Below are 24,888 nucleotides of genomic sequence, written 5' to 3'. Positions count from 1 at the left end.
CCATCAGAGTTGTTGCTACCATTAGCCAGCTTCCATTTTTGGAAGATGGATTGCCGCGATTCTCGGCAGTTTCGGCGAACCGTCGACGGGTTCGTCATTTTGCTCAAATTGCTCCCACAAATTTTGCAAAATCCACGGCTTGAACGGTTGATCCATCAATGGAACTCTGCTCAATAGTTCTATGAAAGCGGTGACTTAGGGAGGGGATCGCTGAATGTCTGTAATGCCCGAATTGCGTGCTGATACCATAATTTATAACGGCACGATCTGGTGTGGATACGAAGAGGGCACAGTCGAAGCCCTGGCAATCTGGCAAGGCAAGGTGCTTGCCACCGGCACTAAAGATCAGGTCTGGGGCCTCAAGGGCGACAAGACGCAGTTGATCGATCTGGAAGGGCGTTTCGCCACACCGGGACTAAACGATTCTCATCTTCATCTGATATCGGTCGGGCTGACGCTCAAATGGATTGATGCAACGGCTGATGCCGCGCCTACGCTGGAAAGTCTTCTGAATGCAATCCGCGAAACGGCGGCTTCTGTTCCTCCGGGCACCTGGATCAAGGCGCGCGGCTACGACCAGACCAAGCTGGATATTGGTCGTCATCCGCATAAATCGGAACTTGATGCGGTTGCGCCAGACCATCCCGTGATGCTCGTGCGCGCCTGCGGTCACGTTTCGATCTTCAACTCGAAGGCCTTCGAACTTGCAGGGATCGATGAAAATTCTCCGGTTCCCGACGGCGGCTTGATCGAGCAGCGGAACGGCGTGCTGACCGGCATGGTTGCCGAAAACGCGCAAGGCGCGGTTCGCAAGGCCATCCCGACCGCGACGACAGAGGAAATGATCGAAGCTATTGAAGCAGCAGGCAATCTGCTGCTTTCTTACGGCATTACCAGCGTCATGGATGCAGCGGTCGGGCAGGTTGCAGGTTTCGACGAAATTCGCGCCTATAATATTGCCAAGCTGCAAAAGCGTTTGCCGGTGCGCACGTGGCTGGTACTGCTGGGCGATCCGGGCCCGTCAATCGTTGAAAAATGCTATGAGGCCGGGCTGGTCTCCGGTGTCGGTGATGACATGCTGACGGTTGGTGCCGTCAAGATATTCCTCGACGGTTCTGCGGGCGGTCGCACGGCCTGGATGAGCAAACCATATCTGGGTGACGACAACAATATTGGCGTGCAGATTTTGCCCGATGCGGAGCTTGAGGCACTTGTGCTTGATGCGCACAAGAAGGGATTTCAGCTTGCCTGCCACGCGATTGGTGATGCTGCCATCGGGCAACTCATCACCGCTTATGAGAAAGCTTTGACCGCCTATCCAGACCCGAACCGCCGTCATCGCATCGAGCATTGCGGATTTTCAACGCCGGAACAGCATGCGCGCATGCAGAAGGCGGGCATTTATCCATGTCCGCAGCAAGTCTTCATCTATGATTTCGGGGATGCCTATATTTCAGTTTTGGGCGAGGAGAGGGCTCTTTCAAGCTATCCGCTCAAGACGTGGAAAGACCTTGGTTTCAAACCGGCAACGGGAAGCGATGCGCCGGTCTGTCATCCAAATCCCTATCCCAACATCTATTCGATGCTGACGCGCGAAACGGGCAAGGGAACCGTGATGGATGCGCGACAGCGTGTGACCATTGAAGAGGCTCTTCAGGTCTATACGGAATATGGCGCGTTTTCGCAGAAGTTAGAAACCGTAAAAGGCAAACTGATCCCGGGACAAGTGGCTGATATTGCAGTCTTTTCGCGCAATATGCTCACCGCGAAGCCGAAGGAAATTCTCAACGATACGCATTGCGTGCTCACCCTTCGCGAAGGTGAAGTGGTGTTCGAACGTTCGTAGGGAGAACAGGCAGCGAAGCCTCGGTTGCGCTGCCTGAATACGTTCATTCATCCGATCTACAAAAATCAAAAGGGGAAGATCATGAGGAAATTTGCGTTGCTTGCGGCGGTCTCCGTCGCATTGTTGGCCGGAACTGCGGCCTTTGCTGCCGATACGCCGCGCTCGGGAGGCGTCGTCAACTTCGTTGCGCCTTATGGCGACAGCTTTTCGACACTGGATATTCAGGCTTCGCCTGCAACACAGGACGAATTCTACGCCAAGGCCATTCATCGCACGCTCTATGACTGGAATGCGGATCTGAACAAGCCGGTTCTGGCGCTGGCGACAGATGTAGGTGTTTCGGACGACAAGCTCGTCTATACTTATAAGCTGCGTCAGGATGCATTTTTCCATGACGGCAAGCCATTGACGGCAGATGATATTATCTGGAGCTACACCCGGATAATGGACCCGAAGAAGGCCATGCCTCCAGCGCGCTATATTGCGGAAATCAAGGGCGCTGAGGATTATGCACAGGGCAAGGCCAAGGAAATTTCGGGTCTGAAGAAGATCGACGATCACACGCTGGAAATCACGTTGAAGCAGCCGATTGATCCGGGCTTCCAGTTCATGCGCAACAATACCGCAATCTATCCTGCGGGACAGGGCGACAGCGAAGAGTTTCAGCGCCATCCGATCGGTCTCGGACCTTACAAGTTTGCCGAATATGTGCCCGGCTCGCGTCTGACGGTCGAGAAGTGGGACAAATATTACGATAACGGCAAGCCCTACGCCGACAAGATCAATATCATGATCATGGGCGATGCGGCAGCGCGCGATGTTGCCTTCCGCAACAAGGAAATCGATGTGGCCGTGCTCGGGCCGGCACAATACAGCACCTATCGCGCGGATCCGGAACTCGGCAAAAACATGCTCGAAGTTGCTGAAGCCTATACGCGAGCCGTCGGCTTCAACCCCGATTTCAAACCGTTTCAGGATAAGCGCGTCCGTCAGGCGATCAACTATGCCATCGACAGTGATCTGATCATCAAGCGTCTCGTCAAGGATAAGGCTTACCGTGCGGTTGGCTGGCTCCCGAACTCGTCGCCTGCTTTCGACAAGGATGCCAAGCCCTACCCCTATGACCCTGAGAAGGCCAAGGCTCTGCTCGCAGAGGCCGGTTATCCGGATGGTTTCGAATTTGAACTGACGGCCACGCAGAATGAAAGCTGGGGCTTGACCATTGTTCAGGCCATCATTCCGATGCTCGCAAAGGTTGGGATCAAGGTGAAGGCAAAGCCTGTCGAAGCATCGGTTCTTGCCGATGTGGTTCCAGCCGGTAATTTCCAGGCCTATATGTGGTCGCTGGAAAGCGGCCCGGACGCATTGACGGCGATGCAGTGCTTCTATTCCACGACACCGCAGTCGGCCTGTAACTATCAGAAGTTCTCCAACGCGGAATTCGACAAGATTGTCGATGCCGCGAAAGCCGCCAAAACCGACGAAGAGAAGAATGAGCTTCTGAAGAAAGCCAACAATCTGTTGCAGGACGAAGCGCCGGTCTGGTTCTTCAACTATAACAAGGCTGTCATGGCGCATCAGCCATGGCTGCATGGCTTGCAGCCAAATGCGGCAGAGATTGCAATTCAGTCCTATGAAAAGCTTTGGGTCGACGACACGGTTCCGTCGGGTCGTTAATCCGAGCCTCCATGGACCGGCCCGCTCTTTTTCGAGCGGGCCACAAATCCCCTTTGCTCCAGCGTTTCATCGCTGATCCGAAAGGAGGACCGCGTGCTCTATTTTATTGTCCGCCGCGTCTTGCAGATGATACCGACAGTTCTGGCGGTATCGTTGCTGGTCTTCGTCATATTCAGCGTTGTTCCGGGCAGTATTGCTTCCGGTCTCGTCGCCAGTGGCAAAGGCATGAGCGACCCGAAACTGGTCGAAAAGATCACGCAGGAATTCGGTCTCGACAAACCCGTTCACGTGCGTTTTGGCAATTATCTCGTGCAATTGGCGCAGTTCGATCTCGGTACGTCCTATCGCTCGCGGCAGCCCGTTGTTTCGCTCATTCAGGAGCGCATGTGGCCGACATTGAAGCTCGCTTTTGCGGCCATGGGATTTGCAATTTTGATTGGTGTGCCGCTGGGCTTTCTGGCCGCGCTCAAGCCCGGAAGCATACTCGATAGCACGACCATGATCGGCGCGGTGTCGGGCCTTTCCATGCCGCAATTCTGGCTTGGTTTGCTGGCGATGTATCTGTTTGCGCTGACACTCGGCTGGTTACCAAGCTTCGGTTACGGCGATGGAGGCATACGCAATATCATCCTGCCTGCTCTGACTTTGGGCGTTGCGCCCTTGGCTTTGCTGGCGAGAACCACCCGTGCAGCCGTGCTGGAAGTGATGGGGGCCGATTTTATCCGCACGGCGCGTTCAAAGGGCATGAACAGTTTCAGGCTGGTGAAATGGCACGTCATGCGCAATGCGCTGGTGCTGATCATCACGACCATCGGTCTGCAATTCGGATCGATGATGGGGCAGGCCGTGGTGGTGGAAAAGCTTTTCTCCTGGCCGGGGCTTGGTTCATTATTGATCGACAGTGTTTCGCTGCGCGATATCCCGGTGGTGCAGGGTGCAATTCTCGTGATCGTTTTATGGTTCCTCGTCATCAATACGATCGTTGACATTCTCTACGCGGTCATCGACCCGCGTATCAGCCACGAGTGACGCCCATGAAGCTCCGTTTCAATCTCATATTCGGCGGGCTGGTATGCGTCATCATTTTGATGGCGGCAGTCTTTGCACCGCTGCTGGCGCATTATAATCCGGTTCTTGATGCCGACCTGATGAATGCCGAACTGCCGCCCGACGCCCAGTTCTGGTTCGGGACCGACGCACAGGGGCGAGACGTTTATTCGCGTATCCTCTTTGGCGCGCAAGTGTCTCTGACGGTTGGTATCGTCTCACAGTGCATCAACACGGTGATCGGCCTCAGCTTTGGCATATCGGCTGGCTATTTCGGCGGCTGGTGGGATGATTTTGTCAACGGATTGACCAATCTGATGCTTGCAATCCCGTCGCTGATCTTTGCGCTCGCCATCATGGCGGTTCTCGGTCCGGGCCTGCCAAGTCTCTTGCTGGCGCTTGGGCTGACAAACTGGTCATGGACGTGCCGCATCGCCCGCAGTTCCACGCTTTCCCTCAAGAAGCAGGGCTATGTGCAGGCCGCCAAAATGCTTGGCTACAGCGATATTCGCATCATGATCACGCAGATCGTGCCGAATATGATCGGACCGATCCTCGTTATCGGCACGCTTGGCATGGGCGACGCCATCCTTGCAGAGGCGGCACTTTCCTATCTCGGGCTTGGTATCAGCCCGCCAGATCCAAGCTGGGGAAATATGTTGACCGACGCCCGCGAACTGATCGTCAGCGCGCCATGGGCGGCAATCTTTCCGGGTCTGGCGATTTTCTTCACCGTGCTCGGCCTCAATCTGTTTGGCGATGGGCTGCGCGACTGGCTCGACCCGCATATGAGGACACGCAAGGTATGAGCGAAGAAACACTTCTGGAGGTGGAAAACCTTCGCATTGATATCGTTTCCGGTTCTTCCCGACACAATGTGGTGGAAGACGTGTCTTTCACCATTGGCGCGGGTGAAACCTTTGGCCTCGTGGGGGAATCCGGTTGCGGCAAAAGTATCACGGCTTTGTCGATGATCGGCTTGCTGCGCAAACCTTTGGCGATTACTGGTGGTGCGATACGCTTTAAAGGGCAGAATCTGGCTGCCCTGTCGTCCCGCGAGATGCGCAAGCTGCGGGGCAATCGCATCGCCATGATTTTCCAGGAACCGATGACGGCACTCAACCCCCTATCGCCGGTAGGGCGGCAGATCGCGGAAATGTTTGTGCTGCATCAGGGCGCGACATGGCATGAGGCTGAACGCAGGGCCGTCGAAGCGCTTGCAAGCGTTCAGGTTCCGGCACCCGATCAACGGGTCAAAAACTATCCCCATCAGATGTCGGGCGGCATGCGCCAGCGCGTGATGATTGCGATTGCGCTGGCCTGTGATCCCGATCTTTTGATCGCCGACGAACCGACCACAGCACTCGACGTGACGGTACAGGCAGAAATTCTGCGTCTGATGCAGGACCTTTGCACCGCCAGAGGAACCTCTGTGCTGATGATCAGCCACGATCTCGGCGTCATTGCCAAAATGTGCCGTCGTGTCGGCGTCATGTATGCCGGGCATCTGGTCGAGGAGCGCATAACGGCGGGGCTGTTCCGACATCCGTCGCATCCCTATGCGCACGGACTTCTGGCATCGCTGCCACAACTCGGTTCGCGCCAGAAGGAAGGTCAACGGCGACTTCAGGAAATCGAAGGCGTCGTGCCATCTATTTCCGCCTTTCCAAAAGGCTGCCGGTTCGAACCGCGCTGCACACGCGCAACCGAAATATGCCGTGCGGAAAAGCCCGGCTGGACTCCGCTTCAGGATATGGGTGTGGTGAGGTGTTTTCATCATGAATGACATGCGTTCAACCCAGACGACCAATGCGCTCGTTACTATTGACGATCTATGCGTCTATTTTCCCGTCAGCGGTGGACTATTCAGCCGTTCCAGGCAGTTGCTGCGCGCTGTCAACAATCTCAGCCTGACGCTCAATAAGGGCGAGTGCCTGTCGATCGTTGGCGAATCCGGTTGTGGGAAATCCACCCTCGCGCTTTCAATTGTCGGATTGCAAAAGCCGACGAGCGGCGAGATTTACTTTGAAGGCCGTCCGATCACTGGCAAGAACGAGCCATCGCGGCTTGAGCGCTCGCAAATGGCGCAAATGGTGTTTCAGGACCCATTCGCTTCGCTCAATCCGCGCCAGACCGTTTATACATCACTCGCTGCGCCTTTGCGGCTGCATGGGGTGGCATCGCGCAGCGAAGTTGACGGGCGGGTTGAAGATATTTTGCGTCTGGTCGGTCTCAAACCTGAGCATGCGAAACGTTTCCCGCATGAGTTTTCCGGCGGTCAGCGTCAGCGCATCGGCATTGCGCGGGCGCTGTTGCTCAATCCGAAGGTGATTGTCCTTGATGAGCCTGTTTCGGCACTTGATGTTTCCATTCGCGCGCAGATCATCAATCTGTTGCTGGAATTGAAGGAAAGGCTTGGCCTGTCCTATATCATGATCAGCCACGATCTCAGCGTCGTGGAGCATATGAGCGACCGCGTGGCGGTGATGTATTTCGGGCAAATCGTCGAAAGCGGGCCATGGGACCGGATTTTCTCCAACCCCACCCACCCTTACACAAGGCGATTGATCTCAGCTATTCCCGATCCGATGACCGAACTTTCCGGTGGGCGTCTGCTCGACGATGGCGCAGCGCCGCCGGCGCCAGAAGGCTACGTGTTCTATCCGCAGGGTTTTGGCGGGCATGATGTGCATCAGATACCACCACCTACGCAATTCATCGACATTGGCGGCGGGCAGCGCATTCGCGTTATTGAGAGAGCGTGAGAAGCAGTGCGGATTGAAATAACGCCGGTATTGAATTGCCGCCGCAGAACGTACCAGCATTCTTGTTGGAACGTCACCCGCTTCGCCTGCCACGGCGAAGCGGGTGACCAGAACTAACACTACTTCGGCGGAGCCACCGCGACATAGACGATACTGTGTCCGTTATACTTTGGCTCGAACCAGTTTCCGTTGCAGTCCTTGTAGCTTATGCCGTTGACCACGACGTTTGTGCAATCTGGTGGAACATTGGCAATGACCGAACCGATGGCCACGGCTGCGGCTGTGCCAACAATGGCGGCTGCTGCCGGATCCCAACCGCCATTCCAATAGCCCGGCCAATATGGACCCGGCGGTGGTGGAGGAGGTGGCGGTGGTAAAGGATGCGGTCCTGGCCCCGGATGAGGCGCGGGACCCGGTCCGGGATGTGGTTTCGGCGCTGGGTGTGGAGCAGGATGCGGAGCGGGATGTGGACCAGGCGCAGGGTGGTGCGCTGGATGCGGACTTGGCCCCGTTCTCGCATGCGGAATATTGCCACCGCGCGGGCGCGGCATGGACGGATTAAAGCGCGGCTCGAAATGGGCTGGCCCATTGAAACCGCCCATCCGGGGAGCATGAAAGCCGCCGCCGAACCCGTGCATCCCGCCGCCGCCCAAATTCATACGCGGCATGCGCCCGCCAAAGCCACCACGAGCCTCGGCAATCTGGGGGGCAATCATCGCCGTGGCGAACAAAATTCCTATCGTGACACGAAAGAGTTTCATTGCTGGTTCCCCTCTTCCAGGAAGCGGAGCTTTTTCGCATCAGCCGGCGGTGTGAATTCGAAAGCGCTCGCCTGAATATCGGGTTTTTCGTTCCAATCGAGAACGGCGGTCATGCGCGGACGGGTTTGATCGTCACGATCCACCAGTGAAACCTTGAGAGGTAAGGGTGGGCCGTCCGATGCAATCCACACTTCAAAGTCCTGGTCTCCGGTACGATAAGCCCAGTGATCTGTCGGCCTCCCGTTCACCATTGCATTGCCGACGTGAAATCCTTCGGCGATTTCGCCGATGGGCGCGTCCGGCGTACCCCAGGCGAACAGATCCGCCAGTGGGAACGTCAAATGATACTTCTGGGCGGCTTCCTCCAGCGTTTCTTTGATTGTCACGGGGGCGGGTGCTTGAGCATAGGTATTGTTGCTCGGAGAGACATAGGTGAAGGTTGTTCCGTTATAAATGAACTCACCCTGCACGACGTCTGTTTTCAGGTCGATGCGGAGCTTGTTCGGTCTTTCCACCTCATAGGATACCTCGCCGCCGATCTCCAGTTTCTGGTCGGTATCCAGAACCGCGTCCACGCTGGTTTGGGAGTTCAGGGAGAATTTCTGCAAGGATTGCAGATGCTTGCCCATATTCTCTAAGGCCTGGATTGAAGCTGGTTCAATCCTGTCGGAAGCGGCCTCGCCCTCCTGTGCGGCAGATATGGTAATCATGCCGAGCAGAAATAACCCGCTTGCTGTACATCGGAGAATGCGCCTGTTGAGCGGCATTGGAGTCCTCCTCGAATGACTATGGATTGCGGATGATGCATGGGGAACGAGAGGCTTAGTCGAAGGCATAAATCTTCTTCCAATCATTCTTCATGTCGACGATTACCCAATTTCTCTCCGGAGCTTCGGTCAAAGCCTTGTCCAGTTTTCCGAATGAGGACTGCCGGTCATAGGCGTATTCCCGGTCTCCGTCCGTGTGATGGACGATGATACCAAGGCTGTTCGGGGAGGCAGTGCCCCACCGCAGCATTTCGTAATCACCATCCGAATTGCCCGCGACGAAAATCGGCCTTTTGCCGATGACCCGATTGATGCCGACAGGTTTGCCGGAACCATCGACGATAAAATCGATCTCCGGCAGGCGTTTCAGCACGGGTTGGTCGTTCTCGATTGCGTATTGCGTCTTGATACTGCTGCCGATGACCTGTTGCGAAGGTATGCCGTAAGCCTTCTCCGTCATGGGGCGCATGAATTCCACACCACCGCCAGACACGATGAATGTCTGGAAATCGTGAGTGCGGAGATAATCAAGCAGCTCGCGCATGGGAAGGAATGTCATTTCCGAGAATGGCTTGCCCGTCTTTGGGTGCTTGGCCGTTGCATACCATTCCGTGACGATTTTGTTGAATACGTCGGTCGTCATGCCAGCGTGGGTCACCATCCCAAGCTCCACAACACCTTTCTCGCCACTTTTGGCAATGCCGGCCAGATCACCGGTCAGGAAGGATTTGAACGGTTCTGTTGTCTTCCACTCCGGATGGTCGGGCGCCAACGCCTTCACACGGTCAAGCATGAAGGCCAACTGGAGGTAATAGGGTTGCTCGGTCCAAAGCGTGCCGTCATTGTCGAAGACAGCGATCCGGTCCGCAGGCGCTACGTAATCTTTACTTCCCTCTTTTGTCACTTTATCGACGAAATCAACGATCTGCTGTTTGGATTTGACATCGTTCCAGGAGGCGAGGTCCTCAGCCCACGCAGAGGTTGAGATTTGAAGCGTGGCGATCAGCAAAATCTGCGCAAACAACCGCATGAAATTCCCCTCAGTTTGTTGGTCTTTTCACACACCGGAATCCGACATGACTGGTGGACGTGTCTTCCGGCTCTGCATGTCGCGCCGCCGGGCGATAGCGGCGGCAATAGTCGGGTGAACAGAGGTGAGAACCACCTTTTAGAACACGTCTGGCAATGCGAATAGCGGGCTGCTGCGGGTCAAAACTTGCGAGAGCTTCGCCGCCGCGTGGATTGCGCGGGATGCAACACGGGCTTGCCGCTGGTTCGGCATGTCGGGACGTCCAGTAGTCATTCGTCCATTCCCAGACATTGCCGATCATGTCGTAAACGCCATAACCATTGGCTGGAAACGACCGCACTGGCGAGGTTCGTTCGCGTCCGGCGGGCTTGGTACTTTTCACAGGAAAGATGCCTTGCCAGGTGTTGGCCATGGCAACGCCGCCCGGCATGAGTTCGTCGCCCCATGCATATTCCAGATCTTCAAAGCCCCCCTTGGCCGCGAACTCGAACTCGGCTTCGGTCGGCAGATCAAGACCTGCCCATTGTGCATAGGCAAGGGCATCGCAGTGCGCCACATGGACGACTGGATGATCGAGTTTGCCGCGTAGATCGCTTAGCCCGCCCAATGGCTTACGCCAGTTTGCTCCGAACTTGAATTTCCACCACTGGCCGATATCCCGGCCCTCGACCCGTTTTGGGGGCGTGAACACAAGAGACCCAGCGCGCAACATTTCGGGCAGCGCGCCCGGATAGTCCTTCGGGTCCGGCGCTTTCTCGGCCGTCGTGATATAGCCTGTTTCGTCGACAAAGCGCGAAAACTGTCGGTTGGTAACAGGTGTCGTGCTAATCCAGAACCCGTCCACCTTCACGGGATGGCGTGGCGCTTCTTCGGGATAATGGTTGTCGGACCCCATCAGAAATGTGCCCCCCGGTATCCAGGCCATTTCGTCTGAAAACTGCTCGGAATAACGTTTGCTCGAAGCGTCCATACCCATCGTCATCCTCCGCGAAATTATGGAAAGCTTGCCTTTGCGCTACTCCGGCGAGAAGTACGTTACGGTAAATCGGGTAGCTTCACGGGTTCAGTTCCAGAAGCGCGGGTGGTTTTGTGGCGTGTTTATGCGAAAGGCGGTTCATAACGCCGTGAGCAAGAACGCGCCGGTCGATTTCCTCGGAGTGGCCCTTTCCGTATAGCTGCCGCTGGAGAATTTCGACCTGTGCGGCAAGCGACCCGTCGTTCGCGGCTGCGGCCCAATCATGGATGGAAGAGTAACCAAGACGGCGCGACCAGACTTCCAGTGCCGCATTTATCCGGGCGTAATCGCCTGTACTGATAATGCGGAGGGTCTGCCGTCTTTGATGATGAAGCGAATTCCGGCGCTGCTCATTCCATCGGCGCAGCACGTCGACAAACCGAGACCTATACCGCATCGCGATGACTATAAGGCCGGCGATCAGAAGCGCGGCTATTGCCAATGTCCAAAGGAACTTGCCGTTAAGCGTGCCTTTACTGGCGGGTTCAACGGGCGTGGCAGATTTCGTGGCGCCTGTGGTGACGGTCACGGTTGTTTCCGGTGACGTGGCGGTCTGAACCTGCTGTGATTTCACGTCAAACCAGCGATACGAAATTGCAGGCAAGGTGAAGGTTCCGGGTTTGGAAGCGGTGTAGACGATGGTTTCGATGCGACGGCTCGCAGTTTGTCGCCCGACAGAGACGTTATCTGCGACTGTCGCTGGTTTGGCATACTGGTCCAGCCCTTGCGGTGTTCCCGCTTCGACGGGTGGAATGGTGATCGCCACCGTATCTGTGGCGGTAATGGTCAGGATTCTGACCAGCGCATCTCCTGTTTGTAATTTGTCCGGCGGCCGGTCGAAACTTTGTGACAGTTCCAGTGACCCGGCTGCAAATCCCGGCTGCCCATCCTTCTGAGCCGTGCCGACCGTGAAAGTTAGCGGCTGGCTCTTCACGGTGCCTTTTTTCGGGGCTCCATCCTCAAGGTAATCAAAGGAAATCTGAATTTCTGGAATGCTATAACTGCCGCTGACTTGCGGTATGATGGAATACCGCTTTTGAATGCCACTGACCTGAACGCCATTTATCGTATCATTGGTGTTCTGGGACCGTTCGTCCGGCAAGGTTACCAAGGCATGCGGAAGCGCAAATAAAGGAAATTGCGGCGGTGAGGTGAAAAAGCCCGGAGCAAGTACATTAAGCACAAGGTGGACTTGCTGCCCCGGCACGATAGTGCTCGTTTCTTCAATTTTTGCGCGGACCATGGGTTCCTGCGCTGTAGCATCATTGATGAATAGTGCGGGTGAAACCAAGAGGATGAAAAGGACAAGCCGAAATATGTTCATTTGGCACCGCCTCCCGCTTCGATGGAAAAGCGACGCGCCAGCATGGCTGCTGGGCTGACAGCGATATTCTTTATCCACATCTGAGATGTCTGCTCGGACATGGCAATTTGGGCGTCTTTGCCTTGCTTGCCCTTATCGTCAAACTGGATGCTATCAGGTTTCAGATCTGGGGCTTCCTCCTGATCCTGCTCTTCTTTTTGCTGAGCCAGCAAGAGGCGTTTTGCCGTCGCCAGATTGGCTTGAATGTCTTCCGAAGCAGGCTTCGCCTGAAGTGCTTTTTCGTATGCCGCAATAGCTTCTTCGAACTTCTTCAAATGCATGAGCGCATTGCCCTGATTGTACCAACTGTCGGGGCTATCGATGATGGCGAAAGCGTTGATTGCATCTTGATATTTCCCAGCCCGATATGCGGCGACACCACGCCATATGGGATCGCGAAAAGTACTGGCAGCTTTGGAAAAATCGCCTTTACGAAAAGCGATTTGTCCCTGTTGATCCGGCGTCAGCCACATATCTTCGAATGACCCAGCGCGTGCTGGATCGTTGCCGATCAGATGCAAGGCAATGACAACGCTCCCCAACCGCACAACCCAGCCGCGTCTGAATGTGAATGCGAATAGCAGCACGGCGGGGATGAGAAACCACCATCCGCTGTCGCGCCAACGGCTTTCCTTGTCGGATTGCTGTTGCGCAAAATTTCCCTTTATCTGTTCGGCGATCCAGCGAACATCTGCATCGTCGTCGGTGACTGTGGTGACCGCGATTGAGTTCGAGGTGCGCAGTTGCGCAAGGCTTTCGGTGTCGAGCTTGGTAACAAGGCGTGCACCACCATCGGAGGACAGAAAGCCGCCGTCGCCGGTCTTGATCGGTCCGCCATTTGCGGTGCCGATAACTAGCACTACGACGCCATCATTGCGCTCATCACCGAGCGTTTTAATCGCGGAGGCCTCAACGCCGTCCGTCATGAACAGTATCGTGCCGGGTGAACCGTCTTCTTTCAGAAGATTGGATGCAAGATCCAGTGCCGCACCCGTATCTTTGCCCGGACGCGGCATGATGCCGGTTGAAAGGGCATCGGTATAGGATTCAATCAAATCGGCGTCATCCGTGAGCGGCAGGACGAGATGAGTCGTTCCCGCATAAGCGATCACGGCGGTTCTGGCGCCAGCCCTGCTTTCCAGAATGTCGTGAATTTTAAGCTTGGCTCTCTCGATGCGGCTGGGGCTGATGTCAATCGCATCCATTGTCTGTGAAAGATCGACTGCGATCACCAGTGACGCCGTGTCGTGTACAAAGGGAGGCGTTTCCTTGTCCCAACTGGGACCGGCAATTGCGAGGATCATGATTGCCATGATGAGCGCAAGGAGTGTTGCCGGTTGAAGACGCCGCTTACTATCGCCTTCGATCACCAGTCGGTCGAGCAGATGCGGCGCGATCATGTTTTTCCACTTCTGCCTGATGTTGGCAGAACGGGCGGCAAGCCAGATCATGATCAGCGGCAATATCAGCAAAATCAGCCAGACCGGGCGCAGAAAGTGAAAGTCGGAGATCATGCTGAAGCTCTCCGCGCGATGCGTGCCTGCACAAAACCGAGGCAAAGGGAGAGTGCCAAGACCAAGAACGATATTGCAGCCGGATACTGGAACAGTTCCCGGCGTGGCCGCCATGAAAGCTCCTTCTGTTCCTGCGGCGTTATGCGGTCCAGCATATCGTAAATGGCAGACAGGCTGGCCTGATCCTGACCGAAGGAATAGCGTCCGCCTGTCTGCGCGGCGATTGCCTGCAGTGTTTGCGTATCGACCTTGTCTTCTCCTGTTGCCTTTGGGTCGCCAATGGCGACTGTGTGAATGACGATATGGTCGCCTTCGGCAATTTCAGCCGCTTTCAAAGGCGGCATCTTGCTGGCGGTATCGTTGCCGTCGGAAAGCAGGATGAGCACCTTTTCCGGCACGTTCGATTTTCCGAACATGCGAATGGCGAGACCGATGGAATCGCCCATTGCTGTTCGTGGTCCTGCTTCGCCCGGCACGAGCGAGCCGATCATAGTTCGGATCAGATCATGATCCATGGTGAAGGGCGCCAGTGGGTAGGGAGCGTCACCAAAGGCAATCAGGCCGAGCCTGTCGCTTGTCCGCTTCGAAACAAAGTCGGAAACCACTGTTTTGACCGCTTCAAGGCGGGTATCCATAGCTCCGCTTGGTGACGCGAAATCGCGTGTCTCCATCGATTGAGAGAGATCAAGCGCCAGCAGGATATCGCGCTGCGGTATGGATTTGACCATCGGTGGTTCGATCAGTTGCGGTCTCGCCAAGGCCAGCACCAGCAGGCACCAGGCCAGCATGTCGAAAACAATCTGCCACCAGCTCCGACGCGGAATGACCGACCCTTCCGTTGGTTCAACACCTGCCGCTCGTGCGACATCGTTAAAGAAGGGGAGCCGGATTGAAGCGGTCGAGACGCGATGGGTCGGCAAGAGCCACCACAAAAGCAGCGGCAGCGGCAGTAAAAGCAAAAGCCACGGATGGTCGAGCTCATACATGATGCCTCTCGATCCACAGGCGGGCCTGATTGACGATGACAGGCATGTCGTTTGCTTGTTGGTCGGGTTCGTATTCGCGGCCCTTCAGGAATGCCTTCAGGTTGGTCCCAAGAGGTGCGGGACTGTGGCTTTCGAGGAAAGCCACCCATTGCCCGCCGGATAATGCTGCGACGTCGGCACGCGGAAAGGCCGACAAAGCCGTGCGCTTCAACAGTTCGGCGATTTCTGTTGTCGGTGCCGTGTTCGAAATGTTTTCGAGAATTTGAAGCGCTTCGCGCCGATAAGCATTTCGGCGATAGCGTTTCACCCACCGGAAGAGAAGGATGGCTAATCCTAGCAAAAGCAAAACTGCCACCAACGCCCATCCCCAGGTCTGAGGCAACCACGACACCGATGGTGGAATAGCAATGTCGTGGAGCGTCCGCAGGGCAGTCTCCGTTGCCTGATCCATTATCGCCTCCTTTGACGCCACATGGACTTTTCAAGGAGATTACGCAGTTGCGGCGCTGTTTCTTCCGCCGCCGAGATGGGCAGCATCGGTAAGCCGAGCTCGCGTTGCCAGGAGCGAAATTCGCGCCCGCGATTGCGCGCGAAACTGTCGATGGAATTGCGCATCGATCCTTTGCCGAAGGTCAGTTCGGCCTGCGTGGTGCCTCCGCTGACGACCAGATCGCCGCTGGTCGGCAAGTCGAGCAGAAAAGGATCGTAAACCAGCAGGCAGATCACGTCATTGCGGCTTGATATCTGCAGCAGATAGTCGCGGGTTGCCTCATCATGTCCGTCGAAGTCGCTGACGACGATCACGAGATAGTCGTGATAGGCAATGGCGCTGACATGGTGCAGAATATCATTCAACATAGATGGCGCAGTTTCATGGGCATAGCTGGCGTTCAGTGCGGCGTTCTTCTCCGCTATCTGGCTGGCCAGTCCGATGACCGCGTTGCGGCTGCGCTGTGGTTTGATCTGCGCGGTATCCGTGTCGCCGAATACGATGCCGCCGACGCGGTCGCCAGACCCCAGAATACGCCACGCGCAGAGCATTGCGCATTCTGCTGCCGTCACGGATTTCATGGAGCGTCTGCTGCCGAAAAACATATTGATCCGCTGATCGACGATCAGGAGCGCTGGGCGTTCCTTCTCTTCGCTATAAACCCGCACGACGGGTTTCATCGTGCGTGCAGTGACCCGCCAGTCGATGGAACGAATATCATCGCCGGGCAGATATTCGCGCAATTCCTCGAACGACAGACCACGACCACGGACCGCCGAGCGCATTCGCCCCGCAAGCTGGCGATGGCTGGGAGATTTTTGAACGAAGCTGAGATCACGCGCTTGAGCTTCAAGGGCGACGAGCGCAGAAGTGTCTACGTAAACGCCGGTCTCAACGTTCGCCCCAGCCTTCATGATACGGCCACCAGTTCGGTGATGCGGTCGATGATCTGGTCTGGCGTTGTGTTGGAGGCATGGGCTTCATAGGACAACAACAGCCGGTGCCGGAAAACGTCGTGCACGATTGCTTTTACGTCATCCGGGGTGACAAAGTCTCGCCCTTTCAGCCACGCATAGGCGCGGGACATGCGGTCAAGGCCGATGACACCGCGCGGACTGACGCCAACCTGTAAAAGCTTGGCCAGATCCGCATTGTAACGATCCGGATACCGTGTCGCGAAGACCAGCGCGACCATATATTTCTCGACGGGTTCCGAAACTGTAACCGTGCCGATTTCCTTGCGCGCATCAAAAATGCTCTGTGCGGAGAGGCGCGTCGCCTTCTCTTTTGAAGCAGCCTTGCTGTGAGCTTCCTGTTCCTCGTTGCGGTTAAGACGCATGATCGCGGCTTCGGATTCTTCGTCTGGGTAGTCAACCCGGATATGAAGCAGAAAACGATCCAGCTGCGCTTCGGGCAGAGGATAGGTGCCTTCCTGCTCGATCGGGTTTTGCGTCGCCATGACCATGAACAGATCCGGCAAAGGATAGCTCTTCCCGCCGACGGTTACCTGCCGCTCCTCCATCGCTTCCAGCAGAGCGGATTGCACCTTGGCAGGCGCGCGGTTGATTTCGTCGGCAAGAATGAGATTGGCGAAGATTGGCCCCTGCTGAAACTGGAACGCGCTCTTTGTTCCGTCTGAGATATAAATCTCGGAACCGGTGACATCCGCCGGCAGCAGATCTGGCGTGAACTGTATGCGGGAAAGTTCGGATTCGAGGTTTTTTGCCAGACTTTTGATCGCGCGGGTTTTAGCGAGACCGGGCAGCCCCTCGACCAGTATATGACCGTTTGAAATGACCCCCAGCAAAAGGCGTTCAACCATTTGCTCCTGCCCGACGACGGATTGCCCAACCCGTTCGCCGAGTTTCAGAATATCATCGCGTGCTGCCATATCGGGTGTCCTGAAATGGTGGGAAAAGGCGCGCCGTGAAAGAGCGCGCCTAAATCGTTACTTTTCTAAACTGCGGTCCTTGAACGACTTATCAATCGCCTTGTCCACTTGGGCACGCACGCCTTCAAGGTTAAAGCTGGCGTTGCGTTGGCTCGGCGGAAACTGGACAAAGGTTTCCAGCAAAGCCGCAGCCTTTAGCTGGGCCTTCACAAGCAGGAAGTCATTTCGTACCAGCCAGTCATTATACTGATCGGATACGATATCGGCGCGTTCATACGGATCCATACGAAGGTTGAACAGCTTCGGTACGCGCCATGTAACCAGTGGTGTTTGCCACACGGCGAACCCTCCCGGGGCAGGCTGCTCATGGAATACAACCTTCCATTCGTCAAATCTGGTCGCGACCAGGTTGCCGTCATCATCGAAGTAAAAGAATTCATTTCGTGAACTTTTATCTGTCTTTCCGGTCAGATAATCGAGCTGGTTATAGCCGTCCAGGTGATTGCGGAAAGTGGTCGTGCTGCCGTCCGGCTTCCAGCCTTTCAACAGCCTGTCCTTTACGTCCGGGTCTCCGGCTGCGGCCAGAAGTGTCGGAAACCAGTCCAGCCCGGAAAACATCTCGTTTGAAACCTGGTCGGGCTTGATATGTCCCGGCCAGCGGACCATTGCAGGAACGCGGAAAGCGCCTTCCCAATTGGTGTCTTTTTCCGAACGAAATGGTGTGGTGGCAGCGTCTGGCCATGACCACTGGTTGGGCCCGTTGTCAGTGGTGTAGACAACAATCGTATTGTCTGTGATGCCAAGTTCGTCAAGCTTCTTGAGAAGTTTGCCGACATCGCCATCGTGCTCGACCATGCCGTCGCCATACTCATTGTAAGCCATGCCGCTTTGGCCGCGCATTGACTCACGAACATGGGTGAAGGCATGCATGCGGGTCGTGTTCATCCAGGTGAAGAAGGGCTTGCCTGCCTTCGTCTGACGGTCAATGAAATCGATTGCCGCGGCTGTGGTTTCGTCATCAATCGTTTCCATCCGCTTCTTGGTGAGCGGACCTGTATCTTCGACTTTGCCGTCAGCCGAGGCCTTCACGACGCCTCGCGGAGAATATGCCTTAAGAAACTCCTTGTCGTCTTTCGGCCAAGTGGGCTGCTCCGGTTCCTCTTCAGCATTCAGATGATAAAGGTTTCCGAAGAACTCGTCGAAACCGTGTTGGGTTGGCAGAAATTCATCCTTGTCGCCAAGATGATTTTTGCCGAACTGGCCGGTTGCGTATCCGAGCGGCTTGAGGGCCTGCGCGATAGTGATATCGGTTGCCTGAAGACCGACCGGTGCTCCCGGCGCGCCGACTTTGCACAGGCCCGTGCGTAAGCATACCTGGCCCGTGATAAAGGTTGAGCGCCCCGCCGTACACGAGTTTTCCGCATAATAGTCGGTGAACCTTATGCCTTCCTTGGCAATCCGGTCGATATTGGGGGTTCTATACCCGACAAGCCCATCGCTATAGGCGCTGATGTTGGTCTGTCCGATGTCGTCGCCGAAGATAACGAGAATGTTCGGTTTCCCTGCGGGTGCCGCGGGCGCAGCCTGCTGCGCATAAGCGGGCGTAACGACCGTCGCAGACGTCACTGTCATGGCCAAGGCAGCAGTCGCTGAAAGTAGTCTACGGATGACAGGCGTCTTCATAGCGGCCTCCTCAATGTGGATTTATTCAACATTCCGCACTCCTGTTTGCGAGGCAAATTGGGATGTCGTCGATGCTCTATCGATGGCAACGTCGGAAGGCTCGACCAAATCCGGAGGAAGCGTAAGTACGTTACTGTAAACATGCTCGGTGATCGGCATTTACGTTAAATCTGGCTGGCCAGCGCGAGTCGCAGAAGTGGCGCAGTGCCCACGATATTTACCGTAACGTACTGCCGTTCGTACAAATTGGTGTCATGCTTCGCAGTGAAAATCCGTTGAGGGGAGAACCGTGGCACGTGACCCAGGATGATGCAGTCCGTCGCAGCTTCAGTTCTGCATCGAGAAGCGGGCTTAGTAAACTCATGTTAAAGCTCCCATCTGTCCGTTCGCAGCTAAAGCAACTTTCCGGCGAACCGCTGATTGGTCTCTTCGAGGCTTATGACGAAGCCAGCAACATGTTGGAAAAATTGCGCAGAGCTGAAATTGGAGTCACCCCCCTTTCTCTGGAATACGAGACCATATGCAAGGAGATAGAAGAGGACGTACTGCATATTGCTTACTACATAAATAGGGACATGCTCCGAAATGGAACATCTTATTTGCGGCAAGCCGTTATTATTGACATCGGCTTTTCGGGGACTATTTTAGCCTAAAACCGCTAATTTATTCTAATGTCGGGGCCCGAGGGGTGGTATGACACGGAATAGTAGTGCATTTGATGACCGGGGAGCGTCAGATCAAGAAGTTAAATCCGCGTTAGCCGATCTGATTGCGGATAAGAGATTTCGCGCGACCGAACGGGGCAGGGCGATCCTCAGTTACATTGCGGATCTGCATTTTTCCGGCAGTTCCGAAGGGGTCAAGGGCTATTCGATAGCGATTGATGTTCTGGGGCGGCCTGATAGTTTCGATCCTTCCACTGAGCCGATTGTACGCATAGAAATCAGCCGGTTGCGGGCCGCTTTGGTCCAGTATTACGAAGCTTTTGGCAAAGAAAAGCCGATTGAGATCGAGCTTCCTAAAGGCAAATATGCGCTTGCGTTCAACCACCGCGCCGTCGTGGATACATCTGTTTCGGACGAGGCTTCTGCGGGCGAGCCAATTCCGCCTCCGTTGCAAGCTCCATTAACTTTAAGGCGCCATCTCAAATATATGGATTTGGCGGTCGCTAGTCTGGTATTGCTTATTTCTTTTACATTAGTCTATTTTTTGACAAATCGGTCAGTCGATACCGTAAAGCCGACTGTTGCGATTGATTTCCGGGCTGAGAACCCCGCGTTCGATATAGAGGCCGAAAATGTACGGGATTCGGTGCTGATCGCACTTGGTAATTTTCATACGCTGGCGCTTCGTTCCGACAATAGCGGATCGATTGATCCACAGGTTCGGTTTCCAGCCTATACGGTTCGGATGCGCTATCGCGTTGAAGGTGAGATGAAAAGCATCTGGTGGCAGGTGAAAGACGAGGTCAAGAACGTCATTGTCAGCTCCGGTGTCGAAGAAGCTTCGGGAATGGGGCAATCCGCAGAACAGGTGCGCGCAGCTCTTTCGTCAGCTATATCGCAAAAGCTTGCCGCCTCCACCGGGGTGATCAATACACGTCTGGTCGCAGATGTGAAGAGCTCGTTCATCGGCAATATTTGTGTTCTCAAAGCGGAAATATCGCTGGCGAAGGGGCAGGCGCTATCGGACGACGAAACGTGTCTTGAGCAGACTTTAAAGAGTGATCCAAGGCAGAGTGACGCCATGGCTGCTCTTTCCCGTGTGCTTGTGAATGCCAATGCGCCCCTAATCAGCAACGATGTGTTGGACCGTAGCCTGGAACTTGCGCAAGATGCCGTCGCTGTCGCGCTAGGATCGGATCGCGCCGAATTTGCCTTGATGGAAGCCAATTTTCGCAAAGGTAGGATCGATGAAGCGCTGGAGTCGGGTAAGCGCGCCGTGTCTCTTAACCCCAATAATCTGGAGGCGAAGGCGGCGCTGGCAATGGTGCTTTTCGCCAATGAGAATTGGGATCAAGCTGTGGCTCTCATTGAGGAAAGCGGGCAAGAATATCACAGTATGGCATTGAAGGCGCGCACCGTGCTTGCGCTTGATGCCGCCCGTCGCGGCGATTGGCACAACGTACTGCTTCGTGCAAATCAGCTGCCTCCGCAGAATGATTTCGCAACCGGTTTTAGATTGGCTGCGCTTGTTCAGTTGCGACCGGCTGATGCCCAAAAAGAACTTCAGGATGTCACACGATCCAATCCCAATCTACGCCAGTCAGTCGGTGAAAAATTGGAAGCTCTAAGTGTTCCAAACATTGTCACAAATGCCATTATTGACCAAATCCAGATCGGGCAAACAAAGTTGCAGCCGGACAAGCCATGAGAGCAAAACTGACGAACGCGTTTCGCATTTGTTCATTGAACGCTTTGGAGCCAAGCTCCGTTAAGGTCAGCTTCAAAGGCAATTACCAGCCCAACATTTACCGTAACGTACTCATTAGATATTGCGTGAAAAACAAATAGAAACGAGAATTATCCAAAATTAAGTATTGTTAGATTCGTCGGAATATTGAGCAGCCGTGCTCGTAGCCGAGGGGATGTTATGGGTCGAATTTCGCTTCATACGCTGTCACTGGGTTCAATTGCGGGACTGTTGCTTGTTCCGTCCGTGGCGATGAGTGCAGAAGGAGGCGCGGGTTTCTACCTGTTAGGATCGAAGGGACCAGCGGCGGGCATAACACCTCCACCCGGTGTCTATTTTCAGAACGATTTCTACTATTATCGCGGGAATCTCGGCGGAGATAAAAGCCTGCCAACTGGCGGTAAGCTGGCCGTTGGGGTCGTGGGCACCGCGGTCATTGAGGTCCCGACGGTCATGTGGGTGCTGCCGGAAACTATCGCCGGAGGCCATCTTGGTCTTGGCGGGACGATACCGGTCGGCTGGAAGAAAACCGAAGCGGATGTGGTTTTAAACGGTCCCCGGGTGGGTGAGGTCTCGACAGGTGTGCGCGATACGGCGTTCACCATTGGTGATCCGATCGTTAGCGGGTTCCTGGGCTGGCAGACGGGTAATTTCCATTACCAGATTGGCACCATGATCAATGTGCCCATCGGCGATTATCAGGACGGCGAGATATCCAATATCGCTTTCCACCATTAGGGCGCGGATGTGTTTGCAGCCGCAACTTGGCTTGACCCTGCAATTGGTTGGGATATTTCGGGCGCGGTTGGCGTAACTTTTAATGCGGAAAATCCGGCCACCGACTATCGAACCGGTAACGAGTTCCATTTCGAATGGGCCGCCGTAAAACACATCAATGCGAAATTCGATGCCGGTCTGGTGGGTTATTACTATCAGCAGCTATCGGGTGATAGTGGAGACGGTGCGGCGGCACCATTCAAGGGACGTGTGGCTGCCGTTGGTGCAACTGTCGGCTGGAACTTCGAACTGGGTGAAACACCGCTTTCCGCTCGTGTGAAGTATTTCCACGAGTTTGCTGCGGAAAACCGGGCCGAAGGAGACGCGGTTTTCCTGTCATTATCGATGCCATTGTCGATCAACAAACCGACCGTGTCTGCTGATTAACCCGGTGTGGAGATTGGCTTCTCTTTGAGGACATGGAGTATCTGAAACGCGCAGCGTGACTGATGAGGGAGAAGGATATGCATATCAGATCATTCAATACCGCCGGATTGGTTGGCATGGCTGGAATGATATTTGCGGTCCTGTCGTGTTCATCCACGCATGCTCAGAATGATAAACTGAGTGGATTTCCAGCGATGGTTCTGGGCGGGCAGACGGCCAAAGCGACTACTGTTCAATTCAGCGTTCCTTTCGACAATCTCATACGGCTGGCCGACAAAGATGTATCGCTGGGTAAAACGAGCCTCGATGAGATCCAAGCTGTCGTTGGAGGGACTGTGCACGGTCATACAACGTCATCCCTTAAAACGGCTTGGCTTTGCTATGAGGTGACGGGCGATAATTTGCCCCGTCGTATCTGGTTCATTTCGGACGGGATGAACACGAAGAAAGGTCAGGGGGCCGTTCTCAATCTGATTTCGGCGGAAATTATAACGGACAAGTCTGCGAAATGCGGACGGCCTCGCATTGATCTGACGAACCTCAAATTGCCTATTCCTGCCTTGAAAGACAACAAACATGCGCTCGAAAAGCGGTTCGGCAAGGTAAGCGCCAAGCAATTTGCGCGTTATTCGAACGAACATAAAGTTTCAGGTGCGACAGTTGAGCAGTCGCTCGTGTACCAGCTGGATGGAGACCGGATTATTGGCGTGGCGTTCTCCCAGCCCGCAGCGAAGTAGCATATCTCGTGTCCAGTCAAGCATAGGTAAGAAAGTCGGGCATATGGGATTTCGCTTCGCGTTAGCCATGTTCATTGCAATACGGAATGTCATGGGTCTCGCGATTGGTATTTTCGTCTTATCGGCTCCATCATTTGCACAGTCTGCGAGCGACGATATCGATGAATTGGCACGAAAAGTCTCAAACCCCGCTTCGTTCATGATCAGTGTGCCAGTTCATTCAGATATTGATTTTGGTCGTGGAAGCGGAAAGGTGCGGGGCTTCTCTCTCGATATCGAACCAGTCATTCCAATGCGGTTCAATGATCGCTGGAACGTTATTTCCCATACCGATATTCCGTTGGTTTACAGCAACCCGTTTGGCGACGTGGGCAGCAATTTCGGGCTCGGCGACATAACGCAGACTTTCTCTTTCACTCCGTCCGCCCATGGCCCAGTCATATGGGCGATTGGACCGCAGTTCTCGTTCCCAACGGCGACAGACGATTTGCTGGGGTCCGGCAAGTTCTCTCTCGGGCCATCGGGTTTGCTGCTTTATCAAACAAGTGCAATCACGACTGGCCTCTCGTCAAACCATATCTGGTCCGTTCTTGGGGCAGATAGCAGGCCGGACGTGAACCGAACCGAACTCCAGCCGTTTACCGCCTGGCATATCGGCAAGGGACGAACAATTTCGGCAAATCTTTAAGCTGACTATGACTGGACAGCCGATCAGTGGACTGTGCCAGTGTCGGGGGCATTCTCAAAGATCGTGAAGCTTGGCGATCAACGATGAGCCTGTCGCTTGGAGCGAAATACTGGCTGGAAGGTCCATACGAAGGCCCCAAATGGGGATAAAGGCGGCCGTAACCTTCCTCTTCCCCCAAACGGTCAAATAGCGCGGTTGCCACACACCGGAACACGGTGTCAAAGTCCAGCGACCTTTTTCAGATCATCGACAGCGCCGGGGGCGGCTGCAAATACAGGATGGCCTTTCAGGATATTCTCGCCGTTCACAGGGAATGGATGGGTGTACCCGCCAGCTTCGCGCACGAGGCAAAACCCAGCCATGCAATCCCATGCGTGCATGTAAGGCTCGTAGTAGCCGACAAGCCTGCCTGCCGCGACATAGGCGATCATTAGGGCGCCCGACCCGTTGCGTATGAACGTGCCACCGGCTTCCAGCAGATTTTCGACGATCTTCGCCACGGTTTGCGGAGTGACATAGTTATTTGCGCCAATGCCTGTGACTGCGTTTTGAAGAGTCTTCGTTGAATCGAGCGCCAGTTTCTTGCTATTCAGCGTCGCGCCAAGACCTTTTGCCGATGCATAGAGCTCATCGAAACAGGGTGCCTTGATAACGCCAATGACAGGCTCGCCGTCTTTCAAAACGGCAATCGACACACACCAGTTTGGCATACCGTTTACGAAAGGGCTTGTTCCATCAATGGGGTCTACAACCCAGGTAAAGCCCGATGATCCGTCGTTCAGTCCGTATTCCTCGCCAAGAAACCCGTCTTCCGGAAATTTTTCGGAAACAAGCGTGCGAATAAGCTGCTCCACTTCCCGATCAGCAATGGACACCACGTCTTGGGGATCACGTTTGAATTCTATGGTCAGCGCTTCACGATTGTTGAAGTAGTCCAGCGCCTTGGCGCCAGCCGCCTGCGCAATGTCTTTGGCAAGCGCCAGCCGCTTTTCCAGGTCGTATTGGAGATTGTTGGTCATTCTTTGCTTCCGGCAAGAGTGATGATCGGCACG

At 55.0% G+C, this 24,888-nt stretch carries 23 protein-coding genes and 1 pseudogene; 11 read left to right on the top strand and 13 right to left on the bottom strand.

Annotation, left to right across the window (positions count from 1 at the left end):
- Positions 1-21: 21 nt before the first annotated feature.
- On the bottom strand, positions 22-156 hold the full coding sequence (locus tag WIX40_RS19090) for a hypothetical protein (protein ID WP_280176216.1): 135 nt from the start codon (positions 154-156) through the stop codon (positions 22-24).
- A 67-nt stretch (positions 157-223) separates the two neighbouring features.
- On the opposite strand from WIX40_RS19090, the gene WIX40_RS19085 reads away from it, so the two are divergent.
- The 6 genes from WIX40_RS19085 to WIX40_RS19060 all read left to right on the top strand — a co-directional run bounded on the left by WIX40_RS19085 (position 224) and on the right by WIX40_RS19060 (position 7,335).
- Positions 224-1,846 carry an amidohydrolase gene (locus WIX40_RS19085; RefSeq protein WP_371830919.1) on the top strand — a complete coding sequence of 541 codons (1,623 nt, stop codon included), beginning with the start codon at positions 224-226 and terminating at the stop codon, positions 1,844-1,846.
- An 81-nt stretch (positions 1,847-1,927) separates the two neighbouring features.
- Positions 1,928-3,523, top strand: a complete 1,596-nt coding sequence (locus WIX40_RS19080; protein WP_339441472.1) for an ABC transporter substrate-binding protein — start codon at positions 1,928-1,930, stop codon at positions 3,521-3,523.
- A 93-nt stretch (positions 3,524-3,616) separates the two neighbouring features.
- Positions 3,617-4,552: an ABC transporter permease gene (locus WIX40_RS19075; protein ID WP_124915492.1), complete on the top strand. Its 936-nt coding sequence runs from the start codon at positions 3,617-3,619 to the stop codon at positions 4,550-4,552.
- Between the two features lie 5 nt (positions 4,553-4,557).
- Entirely contained in the window at positions 4,558-5,379 is an 822-nt protein-coding gene (locus tag WIX40_RS19070) for an ABC transporter permease (protein ID WP_339441470.1), read from the top strand.
- The gene (locus WIX40_RS19065; protein WP_121538036.1) at positions 5,376-6,356 is read left to right on the top strand and encodes an ABC transporter ATP-binding protein; all 981 of its coding nucleotides are present in this window, start codon (positions 5,376-5,378) and stop codon (positions 6,354-6,356) included. Before WIX40_RS19070 ends, WIX40_RS19065 begins: the two co-directional genes overlap by 4 nt.
- Positions 6,349-7,335, top strand: coding sequence for an ABC transporter ATP-binding protein (locus tag WIX40_RS19060; RefSeq protein WP_339441469.1), 987 nt, complete (start codon positions 6,349-6,351; stop codon positions 7,333-7,335). The genes WIX40_RS19065 and WIX40_RS19060 overlap by 8 nt, the downstream gene beginning before the upstream one ends.
- Positions 7,336-7,454: 119 nt before the next feature.
- On the opposite strand, the gene WIX40_RS19055 is transcribed toward WIX40_RS19060, so the two are convergent.
- The 11 genes from WIX40_RS19055 to WIX40_RS19005 all read right to left on the bottom strand — a co-directional run bounded on the left by WIX40_RS19055 (position 7,455) and on the right by WIX40_RS19005 (position 18,835).
- Positions 7,455-8,096, bottom strand: coding sequence for a hypothetical protein (locus WIX40_RS19055; protein WP_339441468.1), 642 nt, complete (start codon positions 8,094-8,096; stop codon positions 7,455-7,457).
- Positions 8,093-8,863 (bottom strand): DUF2092 domain-containing protein, encoded by a 771-nt coding sequence (locus tag WIX40_RS19050; protein ID WP_339441466.1) that lies wholly within the window; start codon positions 8,861-8,863, stop codon positions 8,093-8,095. The genes WIX40_RS19055 and WIX40_RS19050 overlap by 4 nt, the downstream gene beginning before the upstream one ends.
- A 55-nt stretch (positions 8,864-8,918) precedes the next feature.
- On the bottom strand, positions 8,919-9,893 hold the full coding sequence (locus tag WIX40_RS19045; protein WP_339441465.1) for an HAD family hydrolase: 975 nt from the start codon (positions 9,891-9,893) through the stop codon (positions 8,919-8,921).
- Between the two features lie 10 nt (positions 9,894-9,903).
- Positions 9,904-10,869: a formylglycine-generating enzyme family protein gene (locus tag WIX40_RS19040; protein WP_371834157.1), complete on the bottom strand. Its 966-nt coding sequence runs from the start codon at positions 10,867-10,869 to the stop codon at positions 9,904-9,906.
- 79 nt (positions 10,870-10,948) lie between these two features.
- Positions 10,949-12,232, bottom strand: coding sequence for a BatD family protein (locus WIX40_RS19035; RefSeq protein ID WP_339441461.1), 1,284 nt, complete (start codon positions 12,230-12,232; stop codon positions 10,949-10,951).
- Entirely contained in the window at positions 12,229-13,785 is a 1,557-nt protein-coding gene (locus WIX40_RS19030) for a vWA domain-containing protein (protein ID WP_339441459.1), read from the bottom strand. Before WIX40_RS19030 ends, WIX40_RS19035 begins: the two co-directional genes overlap by 4 nt.
- Positions 13,782-14,771: a vWA domain-containing protein gene (locus WIX40_RS19025; protein ID WP_339441458.1), complete on the bottom strand. Its 990-nt coding sequence runs from the start codon at positions 14,769-14,771 to the stop codon at positions 13,782-13,784. The genes WIX40_RS19030 and WIX40_RS19025 overlap by 4 nt, the downstream gene beginning before the upstream one ends.
- The gene (locus WIX40_RS19020) at positions 14,764-15,222 is read right to left on the bottom strand and encodes a DUF4381 domain-containing protein (RefSeq protein WP_339441456.1); all 459 of its coding nucleotides are present in this window, start codon (positions 15,220-15,222) and stop codon (positions 14,764-14,766) included. The genes WIX40_RS19025 and WIX40_RS19020 overlap by 8 nt, the downstream gene beginning before the upstream one ends.
- Positions 15,222-16,175: a DUF58 domain-containing protein gene (locus tag WIX40_RS19015; protein WP_339441454.1), complete on the bottom strand. Its 954-nt coding sequence runs from the start codon at positions 16,173-16,175 to the stop codon at positions 15,222-15,224. Before WIX40_RS19015 ends, WIX40_RS19020 begins: the two co-directional genes overlap by 1 nt.
- Positions 16,172-17,152, bottom strand: a complete 981-nt coding sequence (locus WIX40_RS19010) for an AAA family ATPase (protein WP_339441453.1) — start codon at positions 17,150-17,152, stop codon at positions 16,172-16,174. Before WIX40_RS19010 ends, WIX40_RS19015 begins: the two co-directional genes overlap by 4 nt.
- Before the next feature lie 57 nt (positions 17,153-17,209).
- Entirely contained in the window at positions 17,210-18,835 is a 1,626-nt protein-coding gene (locus tag WIX40_RS19005) for an arylsulfatase (protein ID WP_339441452.1), read from the bottom strand.
- 296 nt (positions 18,836-19,131) lie between these two features.
- On the opposite strand from WIX40_RS19005, the gene WIX40_RS19000 reads away from it, so the two are divergent.
- The 5 genes and pseudogenes from WIX40_RS19000 (at position 19,132) to WIX40_RS18980 (ending at position 23,836) form a co-directional block, all read left to right on the top strand.
- A complete protein-coding gene (locus WIX40_RS19000) occupies positions 19,132-19,488 on the top strand; it encodes a hypothetical protein (protein WP_339441451.1) in 357 nt (118 codons plus the stop codon).
- Between the two features lie 40 nt (positions 19,489-19,528).
- A complete protein-coding gene (locus tag WIX40_RS18995) occupies positions 19,529-21,208 on the top strand; it encodes a tetratricopeptide repeat protein (protein ID WP_339441449.1) in 1,680 nt (559 codons plus the stop codon).
- A gap of 219 nt (positions 21,209-21,427) precedes the next feature.
- Positions 21,428-22,411 (top strand): annotated as a pseudogene (locus WIX40_RS18990) (SphA family protein).
- 77 nt (positions 22,412-22,488) lie between these two features.
- Positions 22,489-23,148, top strand: a complete 660-nt coding sequence (locus tag WIX40_RS18985; protein ID WP_339441448.1) for a hypothetical protein — start codon at positions 22,489-22,491, stop codon at positions 23,146-23,148.
- 91 nt (positions 23,149-23,239) lie between these two features.
- Entirely contained in the window at positions 23,240-23,836 is a 597-nt protein-coding gene (locus WIX40_RS18980; RefSeq protein WP_339441447.1) for a transporter, read from the top strand.
- 218 nt (positions 23,837-24,054) lie between these two features.
- On the opposite strand, the gene WIX40_RS18975 is transcribed toward WIX40_RS18980, so the two are convergent.
- Positions 24,055-24,855, bottom strand: coding sequence for an inositol monophosphatase family protein (locus WIX40_RS18975; protein WP_339441446.1), 801 nt, complete (start codon positions 24,853-24,855; stop codon positions 24,055-24,057).
- Between the last annotated feature and the right edge of the window lie 33 nt (positions 24,856-24,888).

The organism is Ochrobactrum teleogrylli (genome assembly GCF_037482325.1).
GTDB classification, from domain to species: Bacteria; Pseudomonadota; Alphaproteobacteria; order Rhizobiales; family Rhizobiaceae; genus Brucella; species Brucella teleogrylli.
The sequence above is the reverse complement of the archived record's forward strand: the minus strand, read 5'-3'. Positions and strand labels throughout refer to the sequence as shown.